The sequence below is a fragment of the Canibacter zhoujuaniae genome (assembly GCF_011752005.1).
GTDB lineage: Bacteria > Actinomycetota > Actinomycetes > Actinomycetales > Microbacteriaceae > Canibacter > Canibacter zhoujuaniae.
In genome coordinates this window covers 492573-507761 of the sequence record NZ_JAAIJZ010000001.1, presented here as the reverse complement: position 1 = coordinate 507761, position 15189 = coordinate 492573, and the positions used below count along the sequence as shown (strand labels likewise).

Annotated in this window: 18 protein-coding genes and 1 tRNA gene; 11 read left to right on the top strand and 8 right to left on the bottom strand. The window is 53.0% G+C overall.

The window, feature by feature from the left end; all coding sequences use genetic code 11:
• Position 1 precedes the first annotated feature (1 nt).
• Genes pyrF through HCR00_RS02345 form a run of 3 tightly spaced genes read left to right on the top strand, consistent with a single transcriptional unit; the run spans position 2 to position 2656 of the window.
• On the top strand, positions 2-859 hold the full coding sequence (pyrF, locus tag HCR00_RS02355; protein WP_208317289.1) for an orotidine-5'-phosphate decarboxylase: 858 nt from the start codon (positions 2-4) through the stop codon (positions 857-859).
• Between the two features lies 1 nt (position 860).
• Positions 861-1733 (top strand): guanylate kinase, encoded by an 873-nt coding sequence (gene gmk / locus HCR00_RS02350; protein WP_166984643.1) that lies wholly within the window; start codon positions 861-863, stop codon positions 1731-1733.
• 8 nt (positions 1734-1741) lie between these two features.
• A complete protein-coding gene (locus tag HCR00_RS02345; protein ID WP_243854503.1) occupies positions 1742-2656 on the top strand; it encodes a DMT family transporter in 915 nt (304 codons plus the stop codon).
• A 79-nt stretch (positions 2657-2735) separates the two neighbouring features.
• On the opposite strand, the gene HCR00_RS02340 is transcribed toward HCR00_RS02345, so the two are convergent.
• A tRNA-Ile gene (locus tag HCR00_RS02340) sits at positions 2736-2809 on the bottom strand.
• A gap of 153 nt (positions 2810-2962) precedes the next feature.
• On the opposite strand from HCR00_RS02340, the gene HCR00_RS02335 reads away from it, so the two are divergent.
• The 4 genes from HCR00_RS02335 (at position 2963) to HCR00_RS02320 (ending at position 6901) form a co-directional block, all read left to right on the top strand.
• Positions 2963-3673 (top strand): type 1 glutamine amidotransferase, encoded by a 711-nt coding sequence (locus HCR00_RS02335; protein WP_167142378.1) that lies wholly within the window; start codon positions 2963-2965, stop codon positions 3671-3673.
• Positions 3674-3738: 65 nt separating this feature from the next.
• Positions 3739-4629 (top strand): carbohydrate ABC transporter permease, encoded by an 891-nt coding sequence (locus HCR00_RS02330; RefSeq protein WP_167142375.1) that lies wholly within the window; start codon positions 3739-3741, stop codon positions 4627-4629.
• A complete protein-coding gene (locus tag HCR00_RS02325) occupies positions 4619-5458 on the top strand; it encodes a carbohydrate ABC transporter permease (protein WP_167142371.1) in 840 nt (279 codons plus the stop codon). The genes HCR00_RS02330 and HCR00_RS02325 overlap by 11 nt, the downstream gene beginning before the upstream one ends.
• A gap of 117 nt (positions 5459-5575) precedes the next feature.
• Complete coding sequence (locus tag HCR00_RS02320) at positions 5576-6901, top strand: ABC transporter substrate-binding protein (protein ID WP_167142368.1); 1326 nt, start codon at positions 5576-5578, stop codon at positions 6899-6901.
• 27 nt (positions 6902-6928) lie between these two features.
• Here HCR00_RS02320 and HCR00_RS02315 read toward each other — a convergent pair whose 3' ends face one another.
• From HCR00_RS02315 to HCR00_RS02290, 6 genes are all read right to left on the bottom strand, one after another.
• Positions 6929-7483, bottom strand: coding sequence for a PadR family transcriptional regulator (locus HCR00_RS02315; RefSeq protein WP_166984648.1), 555 nt, complete (start codon positions 7481-7483; stop codon positions 6929-6931).
• Positions 7483-8715, bottom strand: a complete 1233-nt coding sequence (locus HCR00_RS02310) for a beta-ketoacyl-[acyl-carrier-protein] synthase family protein (RefSeq protein ID WP_167142365.1) — start codon at positions 8713-8715, stop codon at positions 7483-7485. The genes HCR00_RS02315 and HCR00_RS02310 overlap by 1 nt, the downstream gene beginning before the upstream one ends.
• A gap of 125 nt (positions 8716-8840) precedes the next feature.
• On the bottom strand, positions 8841-9086 hold the full coding sequence (locus tag HCR00_RS02305) for an acyl carrier protein (RefSeq protein ID WP_166984650.1): 246 nt from the start codon (positions 9084-9086) through the stop codon (positions 8841-8843).
• 57 nt (positions 9087-9143) lie between these two features.
• Positions 9144-10145 (bottom strand): beta-ketoacyl-ACP synthase 3, encoded by a 1002-nt coding sequence (locus tag HCR00_RS02300; RefSeq protein WP_166984651.1) that lies wholly within the window; start codon positions 10143-10145, stop codon positions 9144-9146.
• Positions 10146-10174: 29 nt separating this feature from the next.
• Complete coding sequence (locus HCR00_RS02295) at positions 10175-11128, bottom strand: ACP S-malonyltransferase (RefSeq protein ID WP_167142362.1); 954 nt, start codon at positions 11126-11128, stop codon at positions 10175-10177.
• A gap of 76 nt (positions 11129-11204) precedes the next feature.
• Entirely contained in the window at positions 11205-12413 is a 1209-nt protein-coding gene (locus HCR00_RS02290) for a PucR family transcriptional regulator (protein ID WP_166984653.1), read from the bottom strand.
• 231 nt (positions 12414-12644) lie between these two features.
• On the opposite strand from HCR00_RS02290, the gene HCR00_RS02285 reads away from it, so the two are divergent.
• The 3 genes from HCR00_RS02285 to HCR00_RS02275 all read left to right on the top strand — a co-directional run bounded on the left by HCR00_RS02285 (position 12645) and on the right by HCR00_RS02275 (position 13963).
• Positions 12645-12890, top strand: a complete 246-nt coding sequence (locus tag HCR00_RS02285) for a hypothetical protein (protein ID WP_167142358.1) — start codon at positions 12645-12647, stop codon at positions 12888-12890.
• Positions 12891-13093: 203 nt separating this feature from the next.
• Positions 13094-13294, top strand: a complete 201-nt coding sequence (locus HCR00_RS02280; RefSeq protein WP_208317288.1) for a transcriptional regulator — start codon at positions 13094-13096, stop codon at positions 13292-13294.
• 465 nt (positions 13295-13759) lie between these two features.
• The gene (locus HCR00_RS02275; RefSeq protein ID WP_167142355.1) at positions 13760-13963 is read left to right on the top strand and encodes an XRE family transcriptional regulator; all 204 of its coding nucleotides are present in this window, start codon (positions 13760-13762) and stop codon (positions 13961-13963) included.
• A gap of 263 nt (positions 13964-14226) precedes the next feature.
• Here the strand turns inward: HCR00_RS02275 and HCR00_RS02270 are convergent, their stop codons facing one another.
• Entirely contained in the window at positions 14227-14598 is a 372-nt protein-coding gene (locus HCR00_RS02270) for a helix-turn-helix domain-containing protein (RefSeq protein WP_167142352.1), read from the bottom strand.
• A 95-nt stretch (positions 14599-14693) separates the two neighbouring features.
• On the opposite strand from HCR00_RS02270, the gene HCR00_RS07040 reads away from it, so the two are divergent.
• Positions 14694-15050 carry a helix-turn-helix domain-containing protein gene (locus HCR00_RS07040; protein ID WP_167142348.1) on the top strand — a complete coding sequence of 119 codons (357 nt, stop codon included), beginning with the start codon at positions 14694-14696 and terminating at the stop codon, positions 15048-15050.
• Positions 15051-15189: the final 139 nt, after the last annotated feature.

The window sequence follows — 15189 nt, the reverse complement described above, 5'->3', positions numbered from 1 at the left end:
AGTGACGTTTGTGCAAGCGCTAGCTGCCGGGCTTAAGCAGGGCAAGCATCTTTGTGTCGGCATCGATCCGCACCGTTTTCTCTTACAAGAGTGGGGGCTTAACGATACCGCACAGGGTGCCTGCGACTTCGGGCTTCGGGTGGTTGAGGCAGCCGCTGGAGCTGCTGTCGCAGTGAAACCACAAATTGCTTTCTTTGAGCGGTTTGGCAGCGCTGGCTATCGCGCACTCGAACAGGTATTTGCTGCCGCGCGAGAAGCGGGTTTACCGATTATCGCCGATGTTAAGCGCGGGGATATCGGATCAACATTCGCAGCATATGCGGAAGCATGGCTGATGCCGGGCAGCCCGCTCGAAGCAGATGCAATGACCGCTGTTGCTTATCAGGGGTTCGGATCGCTTAACGGCGGGCTGGAACTTGTGCGAGAGCACGGCAAGGGGCTTTTTGTGCTGGCCGCAACCAGCAACCCTGAAGCACGAACCCTGCAACAGGCGCGCCGTGCTGACAATTTAACCGTTGCGTCGAGTATTGTGCGTGAGGCGCAGCAGTTTAATGCCGCTGATGAGCTTGCTCTAACAGCCGGTGTGGGTGCGGTTGGTGTTGTGTTGGGTGCCACACTGCAGCTGGCGGATTTTGAGATTGATACCGCGCTGTCACGTGGAGAGCATCCCATCCTACCTATTTTGGCGCCGGGATTTGGGGCCCAAGGTGCAAAACTCGAGCGAGCAAAAGATATTTTTGGCTCTCTTGCGGAGGGGCTTATTTCAAACGAGTCACGTGGTGTGCTCGCGGGAGATCCCGACAGACTGGCCGAGCGGGTGCGGGTGCGTGCAGCTGAGGTAGGGGAGGCGCTGAGTTAAAATGCAGATGCCAGAAGTTGATCGGAAAGCTGCGAGCAGAGCGGCGGTTGCAGCGCGTCAAGCGCGTGCTGAATTGAAACAGCAGATGGTGACCGGTGAGATAAGCGAGTTGCGCGTGCTGCAGTTGGCCGGGCAGGGAAATGCTGCGGCTGCAAGTCTGCGCGTTACCGAATTTTTGATGGCCCTGCCCGCAATCGGCAGAGTCAAAGCTGAGCGTGTGCTCAACCAGCTGCAAATTTCACCGCGCAAACGCCTTGGCGGGCTTGGCAGACTGCAGCAGCAGCGACTGACTGCGTGGCTGTCTGAGCGCGCTGGGATCCGCAAAGCACCACCCCTAACCGTGCTTGCCGGGCCAACCGCCGTCGGTAAGGGCACAGTTGTTTCCTACATCAAAGAAAACTACCCTGAGGTAAAACTGTCGGTCTCCGCAACAACCAGACCTGCGCGCCCGGGTGAAATACACGGTGAACACTATTTCTTTGTGAGTAACGAAGATTTTGACCGGATGCTGGCCAATAATGAGCTGCTGGAATGGGCGACAGTGCACGGCACACATCGTTACGGCACACCGCGCAAACCGATTGAAGAGGCAGCTGCAGCAGGATTTCTCGTGCTGCTTGAGATCGATCTGCAGGGAGCGCGGCAGGTGCGCAAAGCAGAACCAGCAGCACGATTGGTGTTTCTAAAACCGCCCAGCTGGGAAGAGCTCGTGCGGCGCCTTACAGGTCGCGGCACAGAGGGTAAAGAGGAGCAGGAGCGGCGGCTAGCTACAGCTCGTGTAGAGCTTGCAGCAGCACAAGAATTTGACGTAGAGATAGTAAACGATGAGGTTGCACGCGCGGCTGAAGAGCTTGTGCGTGTGATGCGTGGTTAGGCTCGATTTTGGAATCAACGCTTGCATTCAGCGGTCTACAGTTACTGGGTATTCCCATTGCGCTTGCCGGTGCAGTGCTGATGTCTATCGGCACCCAGTATCAGTCGATAGGTCTTAATAAAGTAGAGCGGATTACCCGCAAAAGCGCTTCCTCTGGCCTGTCAGGCGCACACTTAGGGCAGCTGCTGCGCAGACCGAGCTGGCTTTTCGGAACAGGAGCGCTTGGGCTTGCTGTGGGTCTGCAAATGGTTGCTCTTGCGCTGTCTCCGCTGATCGTGGTGCAACCGCTTGGCGTTGTTGCGCTGGTTGTGACGGCGGTCTTGAACGCAAAATTTACGGGTGTGGTTATTCCCAAACGCGTCAGAGTTGCTATTTCCTTTTGCGTGCTGGGGATTTTTGTGTTCGTTGCGACGGCGGCGATGACCGCTCACGACGTGCAGGTCTCTGAGATGCAGCTCATTATCATTTTGGTGATTTTTGCGGTTGTTGTAGCCTCCCTTGTGTCAGCATTCATTGCGCTGAGACACCGGCCGAACGCACTGCTCTATATTGTCGGGGCCGGTATTCTCTACGGTTTTGTTGCAACTTTTGCGAAGACCGTGATTTCTCGAATTCAACAGGGAGAGTTTGGTTTTCTCACGTGGCTTGCCTTGGGAGCGCTTATCTTGGGGGCTGTTTTAGGCATGATCTATGTGCAGAATGCGCACTCATCCGGGCCGCCCGATTTGGTTATTGCAGGTCTTACCGTGATAGACCCGATTGTCGCTGTGCTAATCGGGATTATTGTGCTCGGCGAGGCGCAGCATGCGCCAATCTGGGCGGCACTAATTTTTTCCATATCGGGGCTTATCGCAATGCTCGGAGTTTTTGGCATAGCAAAGTTCCATCCCCAGGTTGGTAAGGATGCACTGCAGGACGATTAGAGAGCTCGAATATGCTCGGCTGCTGCAACCAAAAACACCCGACATAGAATTTTAGTGCACCACATAAAGCTGCTGTTTGTAGGGCGTGCGGGGCTTGAACCCGCGACCCAAGGATTATGAGTCCTTTGCTCTGACCAACTGAGCTAACGCCCCAACCGGAACGTTTTGAAAAACGCACCTCGATAATAGTAGCGCAAAATTAATATTGCGCAGCGTCAGGTTAGTGGGTTTCCAATAAATAAAGTAAATTAATTGTTGATCGTGTCACCGGAGTTTCAAAGGAGAGCAGGATTGAAAATATTGGTAGTGGAACACCAAGAAAACTGTCGTGTTCACATGCTGGGCAAGGCTTTGAGAAGCGCCGGTGCCGAGCTTAAGACAGTTGGTCCTGGTGCTGGTAGAGAGCTACCGGAAACTCTTGCCGAGTGTGACGCGCTGATTGTGATGGGTGGCACCCCAGGCCCGAGCGAATTTGATAAAGCGCCGTGGTTAAAACAAACACACAAACTGGTTAAGGAAGCACTCGAGAAGAATATTCCATACCTTGGAGTTTGTCTTGGTGGGCAGATCCTGGCCGAAGCTGCAGGCGGCAAAGTTAACGAGGCTAAGACACCCGAGATCGGTATTCATGAAGTTCGTGTGAATAGTGCCGGCGCAAACGATCCGCTCATTTCAGTGCTTAACACCCGCAAAGAACCTCTAGAAGCTATGCAGTGGCATTTTCTTGAGGTGACAGAACTACCCCCAAACGCTGTCACTCTAATGGAGAGCGATAACTGTGAGGTTGAAGCATTCCGAGTGGGTGAGAGCGCATGGGGCCTCCAATTTCACCCAGAAGCTAACAGCGAATCAGCTGCAGCGTGGGCTGCTGAACCGGGTGCTGACGAAGATCTCAAACAGCACACCCGAAAAACCCCAGAGCAGCTGGTGCAGGAAGTGACTGAGAAAGACGCTGAGCTCGAAGAACGCTGGAACACCCTTGCCTTAAAATGGCTAGAGATCGCTAAACAAAACTAAAATCTCAATAACGCCGACAGCGAACCCACAAAATATTAAGGTCGGCCGCCAATAAGATAGCAGTTATGAAATCAGCCCGCACACTCAACGCGCAGCGCCGCATTGAGTCTACTGTTGGCTACACATTTCTAGCACCGAGCCTAATTGCGCTGTTTCTGTTTCTGATTGCCCCAATCTTTCTGATTATCTGGCTCAGCTTTCACGAATGGAACCTGTTAGGGCCTATCACTTTTGTCGGCTTCGACAACTATGAGTGGCTGTTTAGCAACAGCACCCTGTGGCGCTCACTCGGGATCACGATTCTGTTTGTGGCATTGGTGATCCCGATCCAAACCTGTCTTGGCCTGCTTGTCGCGCTCGCAATGCGACGCAACCTGCCGGGCACAGCGTGGCTGCGGGTGTTGATCTTAATGCCCTGGGTGAGTGCTCCGCTTGCTGTCGGTGTTATTTGGCGCTGGATTCTCGGTTACTCTGACGGCATTCTAAATCAGCTGCTGGGGCAGCGGATTGACTGGCTCAACGACCCCTCACTTGCGCTTCCTGCGGTGGCCACTGTCGCTGTGTGGCAGTCAGTAGGCTACGTCGCGCTATTTTTCTACGCCGGGCTGGAGGCTATAGATCCGCAGGTTTATGATGCGGCGATGCTTGATGGAGCAGGCCCGATCCGCACCCTGTGGTCGGTGACGCTGCCGCTTTTGCGCCCGACTATGTTCTTTGTGCTCGCCACAGGAGTAATCTCTAGCTTTCAAGTTTTCGACATAGCTTATGCGCTCACCCCGAACGGCGGCCCCCGCGGAACGACTGATGTTATCGCAGGCCGTATTTATTACGAAGCGTTCGAAAAATTCTCAGTGGGTCACGCATCCGTAATGGCTCTGATTCTGATGTTGATTCTGGTGCTGATAACGGTAGGGCAGCAGCAGTATTTTGCGCGGAGGACGAGCTATGCAAACTAAGAGCGCAAAACGATTTGGCGCAAATACACTGGCATACGCACTGCTATTGGTATCCGCTGTGTTGGCGGTATCGCCCTTTCTAATTGCACTTAGCGGATCGCTGAAAACCCAATCACAGTTTGTTACCGGCCAGCCGCTTGACCTGCCAAGCCCTGTCACGTTTGAAAACTACGTGCGGCTTTTTACCACAACAGATTTTACGAACGCGCTTTTGGTTACCAGCGGTGTGGTTTTAGTGACAGCAACGGGCCAAATATTTACGAGTATTCTTGCAGCCTATGCTTTTGCGCGTTTGCGATTTAAAGGTCGCGATGTTTTATTCTGGCTCTACCTTGCGACGATGATGATCCCCGCTGCGGTGGTTTTTATCCCCCTATTTTTGATGATGGCGCAACTTGGTTTGCGCAATTCTTTCTGGGGCATCGTGCTGCCGTTTGCGTTCGTCAGCCCCTACGCGGTTTTTTTGCTGCGACAGTTTTTCCAAGAAATTCCGAAAGAGATTACTGACGCAGCTATGCTCGACGGTGCAGGGCACTGGCGGATTTTGTGGCAGATAATTGTGCCGAACGCGAAACCGATAACTGCAACTCTGACCGTTATCACTTTTGTGAGTCATTGGAATAACTTTTTGTGGCCGCTCATGATTTCGCCATTGAGCGGATCTCGCACAGTTACGGTAGCCACGATTGCTTTGCAGTCTGAACATAATTCCCAGTGGTGGCTGGTGATGGCAGCCTCTGTCATTGCCGTGCTGCCGCTTATTGTGCTGCTGCTGCTTTTTCATCGACAGCTTGTGCGCTCGGTTACCGTCGGGCGTGTTGCGCCCTAGTTGAAACGACTGTTTTGCTGACCCGCTGCTGATACTCCGAAAAAAGTTTTAAAGCGGGGAATAAGAGATAAAGCTGCGTTGTTGCACCGTATGTGATCTTTCGCGAAAGGAATTTCAATGACTAACAAACGTCGATTGGCTGTGGGCGCTGTCGCCGCCTCTGCAGCCCTAGTGCTTGCCGGTTGCGCAAATGGCGGTAACAGTGCGAGCGACTCTCAAACTGTGACTTTACGACTGTGGGATGAGAATGCGGCAGCTGTCTATAGGACGATTGCTGAAGACTTTGAGGCACAAAACAGCGGCATCGATGTTGAGGTTGAAACAGTTCCGTGGGCTGACTACTTCTCAGGTTTGCGCCAGGAGGTTGCCGCCGGTCAGGGGCCGGATATTTTCTGGCTTAATGGCGCTAACTTTGCCGCCTATGTTGCCGCCGGTCAGGTTGCTCCTGTAAAAGATGTGATCGGAGAGGATGCTGCGGCACGCTTCGTGCCTGCAGTGGTGGATCAGTACTCTTCCAAGGGAGAGCTCTACGGCATCCCACAAATTTTTGACGGTGGCATTGGGCTGTTCTACAATGCGGATCTGCTGAAGGAGGCTGGAGTTGATCCGGCTGAGCTACAAAATCTGAAGTGGAGTGCGACCGGCGGTGAAGACACTCTGCTGCCGCTGCTGCAGAAACTAACCAAAGATAGCGCCGGCCGTAACGCGCTAGATCCTGAATTCGATGCGAATAATGTTGTGCAGTACGGTTTTAACTCTGCCTGGGATATACAGGCGATCCTGCTGCCATTTATCGGTTCAAACGGTGGCACCTTCCAAAACGGTGAACAGTTCACCTTCTCAACACCTGAGACCGAAGCAGCGTTTAAATATATCGTAGATTTGGTAGACACCTATCATGTTGCGCCGCCTGCTGCTGACACCAACAACAACGGTGATTTTTCACGCGACGCCTTCCTGCAGGGGCGCATGGCGCTGTTCCAGTCTGGCACCTACAACCTGACAAACGTGAACGACAGTGTGAGCTTCGAATGGGGGATCGCACCACTTCCAGCAGGTGATGCTGGGGCGGTTACTGTAGCCCCAGGAGTGTCAGCTCTGATTAATGCGGCAAGCGCAAATGATGAAGCAGTAAAGGCTTTTGCAAAGTATCTAAGCACTGCAGCTGGTAACCGTCCGTTCGGTGAGGCTGGCGTCGCATTCCCAGCGGTGAGTGAAGCAGGCGATGCGTTCCAGTCATTCTGGAGTGCGGCTGGTGTTGACATCTCTGCTCTAGTGGTAGCGGCTGATCAAACAGTAATTGAGCCGGTGACCGGCACCAAATTTAATGAAGCTGCTGAGGTGTTTATGCCGATTATGCGTGAAATGTTCTTAGGTCAGCGGCCGGTTAGCGAAGCGGTGGCTGAAGCGGATCGGGTGGCTAATGAGGTTGTGAACGGCTAATAGTTAGCAGGAAGCGGCCGCTTAAGTTTATGTAAAACTTGGCGGCCGCTTTTTTGTGCTTGGACGGCCGCGTTTAGGGCGTTCGGCGTTTAATGGTAGCGGCGCAGCCCCGATTTTTTCAGCGTGTGACAGCCATGCAAAAGCTGCGCCTGCCAGAAGAGTTGTTGCTTCTTCCGTAAACACCTGATGCGGATAATTATTGCCGTGCTGCAATTCAAAACTGTTGTCTTTAGCTACCCAGTAATCTCGCTGCACCCGCACAGCGGTAGCAAACAGCTGGGCGTCGACAGTAGCCAGCAGGCTAACTTTTGCAACCATGTCTGTATACGACTCTGCGGGAGTTTTTGCCCAGTTGTGTACTGCTTGAGCTCCAGCCTCAGTCACGCTAAGCAGCTGCAAACCGTCGGCTGTTGCGCCAGTTGTTGTTACAAGGCCTTCGCTCTGGAGACGGTCGAGTGTTGAATAAATCTGACCGGTGTTTAGCTTGTGCCCGCTGCGACACAAAATCTCGCTTCCAAGCTGTGACCCATAGGCGTCACCGAGAGTTAGAAGCGAGATCAGAGCGTGCTTTACAAAGGACATTAGACGCTGCGGAACGCAACCACCGCATTGTGCCCACCGAACCCGAAACTGTTGCTAATCGCAAGCTGTGGGCCATCTCCCAGCGGCAGCCGCTGATCGCTGATGGTGAGCGGGATTTCTGGATCCTGCGTGCCTGTATTGATAGTTGGCGGGGCCTGGCGGTCGCCGAGGGCGAGCACTGTAAACACTGCTTCAAGCGCGCCGGTGCCGCCCAACAGGTGCCCGGTTGCGCCTTTAGTGGCAGAGACCGGAATCTCGTTCACACGCTCACCAAATACCCGCTTTAACGCAGTGTATTCAGCAATATCGCCCACTGGTGTGCTGGTTGCGTGAGCGTTGATGTGAGTGACATCATCTGCCGTTGCGTTAGCCTGCTGCAGTGCGAGTGTGACAGCGCGTGCAGCGCCACGGCCTTCAGGGTCGTTTGCGGTGATGTGGTAAGAGTCGGCTGTTACACCGCCGCCAGCAAGCTCAGCGTAAATTTTTGCGCCGCGCGCTTTTGCGTGTTCTTCTGTTTCGAGTACGAGAGCAGCAGCGCCCTCACCCATCACGAAGCCGTCACGGTCGACCGCGTATGGGCGTGACGCTGTTGCCGGGTCATCATTGCGGGTTGAAAGCGCGCGCATCGAGGCAAATGAGGCGACTGTGATTGGGTGAATTGCGCTCTCAGTGCCGCCGGCAATCACAATGTCGGCTTTACCCGCGCGCAGATTTTGCAGTGCGTTAGCGATAGATTCAGTGCTCGAAGCGCAGGCGGAAGCGACTGTGTGCGCGTATGCACGAGCTTCGAAGTGCATAGAGATTGCTGCGGATGCTGCATTGGGCATCAGCATGGGCACAGTCATTGGCATAACACGACGGGGGCCGCTCTCGCGCAGCGTATCCCACGCATTGAGCAGACTCCAGACACCGCCGATACCGGTTGCGAAGTCAACTCCGAAACGTTCAGGGGCGACCTCTGGGCTTCCCGCATCTGCGAATGCCTCCATAGCTGCTATGAGGGCAAACTGGCTTGCAGGGTCGAGACGTTTTGCGACGGGCCGCTCGAGCACCTCTTCCGGGCGCACAAGCGCCTCAGCCGCAAATCGCACAGGTAGATTGTATTGCTCAACCCACGGATGGGTAAGTGTTTGCACACCAGACTTTCCAGCATTCAAGGCGGCCCAGGTATCCCTAACATTGCCTCCGAGTGGGGTGGTCGCACCGATACCTGTAACTACTATCTTGGTCAATTTTTTCTCCAGCTGTGCAGTAAAAGTTATGGGAAGGTGTGCAATAAAAGTCTTAAATATGTGCGCCGTGGCAGTCACTAATCAAGTGACTGCCACTTCGGCACATCAATTAGATTGAACTGTATTTAAGATGCGTTCACGATGTAGTTAACCGCATCGCCAACAGTCTTGAGGTTCTTAACCTCATCGTCTGGGATGCTAACGCCAAACTTGCCCTCAGCGTTAACGACGATGGTCATCATTGAGATTGAGTCGATGTCAAGGTCATCCTGGAATGATTTTTCGAGAGCCACAACCTCTGGCGCGATGCCAGTTTCGTCGTTGATCAGCTCTGCGAGGCCAGCAAGTACCTCTTCGTTGCTAAGTGCCATTTGATTTCTCCTTTAATTTATTGAGTCTGAGCTTTCTCAAACCCAAGCTTTTTAATTTTACGGCAGGCGTACTACCTGTGCCGCGTATGCAAGCCCTGCGCCAAAACCGATCTGCAGTGCGAGCCCGCCGGAAGCTTCTGGATGCTCCTCAAGGAGGCGGTGCATTGCCAGCGGAACTGATGCAGCGGAAGTGTTGCCGGTTTCTGCAATATCGCGCGCAATAAGAACATGGTCTGGCAGACCAAGCTGCTTTGCAAATTCGTCAATAATACGCATATTCGCTTGGTGGGGAACGAACGCCGTTAGATCTTCTGCGGTAACACCGGCGGTTTCGAGAGCCTCCCTGGCCACTTTTGCCATCTCCCACACTGCCCAGCGGAAGACGCTCGGGCCGTCTTGGCGGAGGGTTGGCCATTCAGCAACACCATCACGGAACTCCGTGAGCGTTGCGTTCATGCCCACTGCACCCGCACGCCCCCCGTCGGAACCCCAAACACTCGCGCTAATACCTGGATTGTCTGTCGGGCCAAGCACTGCTGCGCCAGCGCCATCACCCAATAGGAATGAAATAGTGCGGTCGGTGGGGTCAACAAGGTCAGACAGTTTTTCTGCGCCAACAACAAGGGCGTATGTTGCCTGCCCCGCACGAATTAAAGAGTCAGCCTGCCCGATCGCGTAGCAGTAGCCGGCGCATGCAGCGTTGGCGTCAATTGCCGCGGCCGGAGTTGCGCCAACTCGATCGGCGAGCACAGTTGCTATTGATGGCGTTTGCTGCACGTTACTAATGGTTGCGACAATTACCAGGTCGATTTTGCTCGGGTCGATACCTGATTTTGCAATCGCCTCCTGTGCCGCAGCGGTCGCAAGATCGACTGCAAGAACATCTTTACCTGCGCGTTTGCGGGTGACGATTCCGGTGCGCTGCCGAATCCACTCATCTGAAGAGTCGATTGCAGCAACCAGATCATCATTGGCGACCGTGTTTTCCCCGCGGGCGGCGCCCATAGCAAGGATCTCGGAACCCTTAGGTCCGTTTGTTTGCTTCAGTGTTAGTGTCATGCTACTTCTCTCTAACTCGATCACCGTGTTTAAGCTGCGGCTGTGCTTGCTAGTTCTGCTACAAGCGCGGTTACATCGTCAGGACTGTTAATTTTTTCGGTTTGCACTCCGTTTAAGCCGCGGCGTGCAAGACCCGCGAGTGCACCGCTTGGTGCGCACTCGACAAACAGTTTTGCGCCCTGCTCGGCGAGTGTCTTCATGCACAGATCCCAGCGCACCGGCGCAGCAACCTGGTGTACTAGCAGATCAAGATATTCTTTTCCGTTGGTAACTGCTGATCCGTCCTTGTTTGTGAGAATTGGATACACCGGATCGTTAGCGGCAAACTGATTGCGGTTTGCAGAAAGTGTTTCACGCGCGCCGCTCATCACCTCTGTGTGAAAGGCGCCGGCCACCTGAAGCGGGATCACACGTGCTTTTTCAGGAGGATCAGCTGTAAGAGCCTTAACACCGGTAACCAGCCCCGCAGCAACAATCTGACCGCCGCCGTTGTAGTTAGCCGTAGCCAGACCGTGTTCGGTGAGCTTTTCGAGCACTGTATTTTCTTCTCCGCCTAAAACAGCAGCCATCCCTGTTTCGGCGACAGCAGCGCACTTCTGCATTTCGTTTGCGCGTAGCGAAACAAAACGGACGGCGGTTTCCGCGTCGAATATTCCGGCACCGTAGGCCGCGGTAATTTCGCCCACAGAATGGCCTGCAAAAACAAGCTGCTCTTTGATTTTCTGTGCGAGAGTCGGATCAAGCCTGTCAAGCTCTGAGTTGAGCTTATTGATTGTGAGCACGCCGGCAGCGACAATCAGTGGTTGCGCAATGTTCGTGGCGCGAATGGTTTCTGCGTCGCTTTCGGTGCCGTGCTGCACTAGGTCTATGCCGATCTGTTCTGAAACCTCACGCAGCCAAGCAGCCGAAGACGCATCTTTTAGCCACTCGCTGAGGAAACCTGGTGTTTGAGACCCCTGACCGGGGCATGCAATGACAATCACATAACTAGTTTTACAGATACTCCCTGAAAAACTTAGCAATTTAAGGCTAAAGATTTTAGAAATTGTTAGAGGTTATCTACAATGTATGACGGTTGTTTGCGCTGCTCATCTTTTTGCGCGGCATCTGGCTGATCTCCCCAAGCACCAGCGCAGTGTGCAGCGTGAATGCGTCGCGAGCTTCGGTGGGCTGCCACCCGATAAGTTCGTAGATTCGTTTCAAACGGTAGCGCACCGTATTAGTGTGCACGTATAGCACCCGCGCGGTTGCTTCTAGTGAGCGACCCTGCGCGAGATATGTGCGCAGTGTTGGCAGCAGCTCGCCTGAGGCTTCTGAAAGTGGCTTGTATGCGCGCAAGAGCAGAGTTTGTTTTGCGAGCGGATCGCCGGCGATTACCCGTTCTGGGAGTAGATCATCGGCGTGTATGGGGTAGTGCACTTCGGATCTTGCGGCGGCTACGGTTATGCCGTTGAGTGCTGCGCGAGCGCTGATGTGCGCCTTTACAAGTGATTCTACGGTGGGGCCGAGCACAATCGGATCATCGGTAAAGAACTGTTTGAGATCGTTTGTGAGTGACTTAAATCGCTGCGATGCTGTGGGTTCATCCTGCTTTTCAAGCACGCCGAGCACAAGCACTAATCGCGTGCCCTGCAGCCCTATTAAAACATCACAGTGGTGTTTGCGCACTTCACGCCGCAACTCATCAATATCGAGACTGCGATCGGCTGAGCCAACCACAACCGCCGCCTCACCCTGACCGTTCCAGCCGAGTGCTGCAATGCGACTCGGCAGCTCATCATCTGAGGTGCCGGTGATAATCGAATCTACTATCAGCGCTTCAAGACGTGCATCCCACAAGCCCCGCACCTCTGCGGCACGCGCATAAACCTGCGCGGCAGCAAAAGCAACTTCGCGGCTGAATAGCAGTGTCGTCTCGCGCAGAGCGGGGCTCTTTTTGGCAACACGTTCTTCAATCACAGTGACCACGATCTGAGTCATTTGAAGGGTTTGCTGGAGGCTCACTGATTGCAGCAACTCTCGCGGTGCGTTACCAAAAATTAGGCCCGTTACCTGCTTAAAGTCGTTTGGATTCTCGTACCAGTGAATAAAAGAGTCGATACCTGATTGCACTACGACTGTTAGCAGTTGGCGGCGCCGGGATGGCGTGCCGGCAAACCAGGGCAGTTCTGTCTGCATACGCCGCACAGAAAGCTGTGCCATCTCGCCAGCCACTTGACGCAACCACTTCAGTTCGGAGAGCTTTGTTTGCTCGAGCTGAGTGGACATAGCTACCTCCTGCGACAGCGTTGTGTTTAAAGGTCGAACCGGTAGAGCAAAGGGTGGCTACTGTCTCGCAATCTGAGATGCGTGACGAACCGTATATTCGGTTGGTTTTACCGCGTAGCGATAAGGGCGATACGGGGGAGACGCACCTCGCCTCTCCTTTGATCTGCCGGTAGCGTTGCCTCATAATTCTACACCGTCTATGACTGCAACACTGGCGCAGGCTGGTGAGTATTGTATTCAGCTTGGGTTGCGTCTGCCCCGCAGGGTAATCGGGAGTCGGCGTCGGTGTCGGGTCGCCCTGTTCAGCCGGTGCCGGTTGATGATTTGGAGCGTGTTGTGGCGGTTGATGAGTTGAAAGGAGGGAAAATGGCAGAGAAGAATAAAAAGAAAGATCAGAGCGAGCTAATCCACGCAATCGCTAAATTACTAGCTGGACTAGCTGCCCTGATCGCAGCCATCGGGAATCTAATTAGATAGCCGGTAGGTGTGGGAGGGGGAAACCCTCCCACACCTAAAACTATACTCTAGCCATTAAAACAAAAAATGAAAACACTATCACCAATAATTGCAGGTTTCGCTGGCATTCTCGCGTTAACTGGCTCTGTGCCTTGGGTCGTAGCTGTGTTTTGTTTCGCCGCGGCCGCCTTAGGTATCTCAGTAAAAGACAAGGAAAAATAATAATGATTCAGTACCTATCGACAACCGATATAGCAGACCGCCTAGGCATCACCGCTGGCGCTATACGGCATTACAAACTACCTGAACCCGACGCAATGATAGGGCGCGTGCGCGGGTGGCTACCCGAAACAGTGGATGACTGGAACGAGAATCGGCCGGGGCGCGGCAACTGGCGCAACCAACAAAACGAGACACAGGAATAAATTTTCTCACTGCCTATGTTAGGTAGTGTGCCCGTCTAGGGTTGGCTGTAGTGCTTTCTCTAGGCGGGCATTTTTGTTTCTTTTTAGATAGGCGCAATAAAATAACTCAAAATAAACCGATAATAGCCTAATATTGTGCTCTAATATTAAAGAGGGAAGGAGGTGAAATGGAAATCTTGGAAACACTCGCACAGCTCATGCTGGCATCGCCGCAGTCATCGCAGCAACCGCCCAAATAATGAGGGAGATAAGAAAGCGAAAAAATAAATAAGGAAACCCCCGGAACTACGACAACTAGCTCCGGGGGATCCCTCCAAGATTACCAAACAAAATGAAGACACTAGCGACAATATTCGCCCTAGCCGCCGGAGCCTGGGCAATCGCAGACGGCGCGCACTACGCCGGTTCGCTCGCGGTATTCGCAGCAATTTTATTTACAATGGACACGCGGAAAAAGGATTAGTTATGGCAATCGTTTATCTAGGTGCTAAAGAGGTGGCCGAGCGTATCGGGGTGCAACCTATCACGATCAACAATTACAAAATGCCAGAGCCAGATGTGTTGATAGGTCGTGTCCGTGGTTGGTCGCCGGAAACTATTGACCGTTGGAACGAGAGTAGACCGGGGCGCGGCAACTGGCGTAGCCAACAAGCCGAGACACAGGAATAATTTTCTCACTGCCTATGTTAGGTAGTGTGCCCGTCTAGGGTTGGCTGTAGTGCTTTCTCTAGGCGGGGCTGTCTACTTTGATTTGTTGTTTTGCGGCGAGGGTTTCTAGTTGTTCTAGGTGCATTGTGTGCCCCCGGTTGGTGGTGTGGTTTTTTCGGGGTTTAGTTTATTTGGGGGGTGTATGGGTTTATAACGGGGTTAAGTTTTGGGCGGGGTTGCTTGTTTTTAGTTAAAACTTAATTCCGTGCGCAAAATGGCGGGGGTTATTCTGCGTGTTGGTCCCATTGTTGGGTGAGGGCGTGGTCGTGGTCTGTCATTGTTTGTGCGGCGAGGGCGTATTCTTCGCCGGTTTCGGTTTCCGCGTGTACTTGATGGTTGTAGTCAATAGTTTCGAGGTGTTGTTCGGCTTTTAGAAGTAGCCGTGAGCCTTTTAGGTTGAATACGGCGGCTATCGCGTTTACTTCGCTTACTAGAAAAGGTGCTTCAAGTCTTAAACGACGAGCAACCCTATTAAACGGCAGATTTGCCCGGCTTGATAACTTACGTCCCGATAGGCCGTGTTCTTCGCGCAACTTATCAATTACGGCAGCTAGCGCCTTATCTAAGTCTGTTATTTCTACTGCTTTTTGAGCCATGTTTTAAGCGTATCAACAACGCGACACGCCGTGCAGTTATATGACTTGACTGTATCAACTTTCGCACATATTGTTAAATTAATCATTCCGAGGAGGTGAGGAAGATTAACACAGAGATAAAAGTAGAACTACTCCGAAATAACCTAACGACGGAGCAACTAGCGCGAAAGCTTGGACTGTCCCGCACGGCTATATCGCACAAGATAAACGGGCACAGTGACTTCACGGTAGGAGAGGTTAGAAAACTTGGGGAAGTGTTTAACATCCCGGCAGTAGTCTCCGCAACACGGTTAGCAAGCGAACTAGACATGTCGGTAGCGACATTACGTAAATATTTAGATTTACCCGTTATACGCGTAGGGGCTAAGCCCCGTTATAGGCGTTCTGATGTGGTCGCATGGCTTGCGAGTAAAACCATAAAAACAGCTAAAGCAATGCAAACAAAAATGTGAAAATCCCCGGAAAAGCTATTGATTTTCCGGGGATTTTCACACACTTCCAAAGGCTTAGTACCTAAACCCTAAAGGGTTTAGGACGCTGCCCCTGTTCATTAGCGACAAATAATGCAAGCTAAGCGTTGCTGACCAAAGC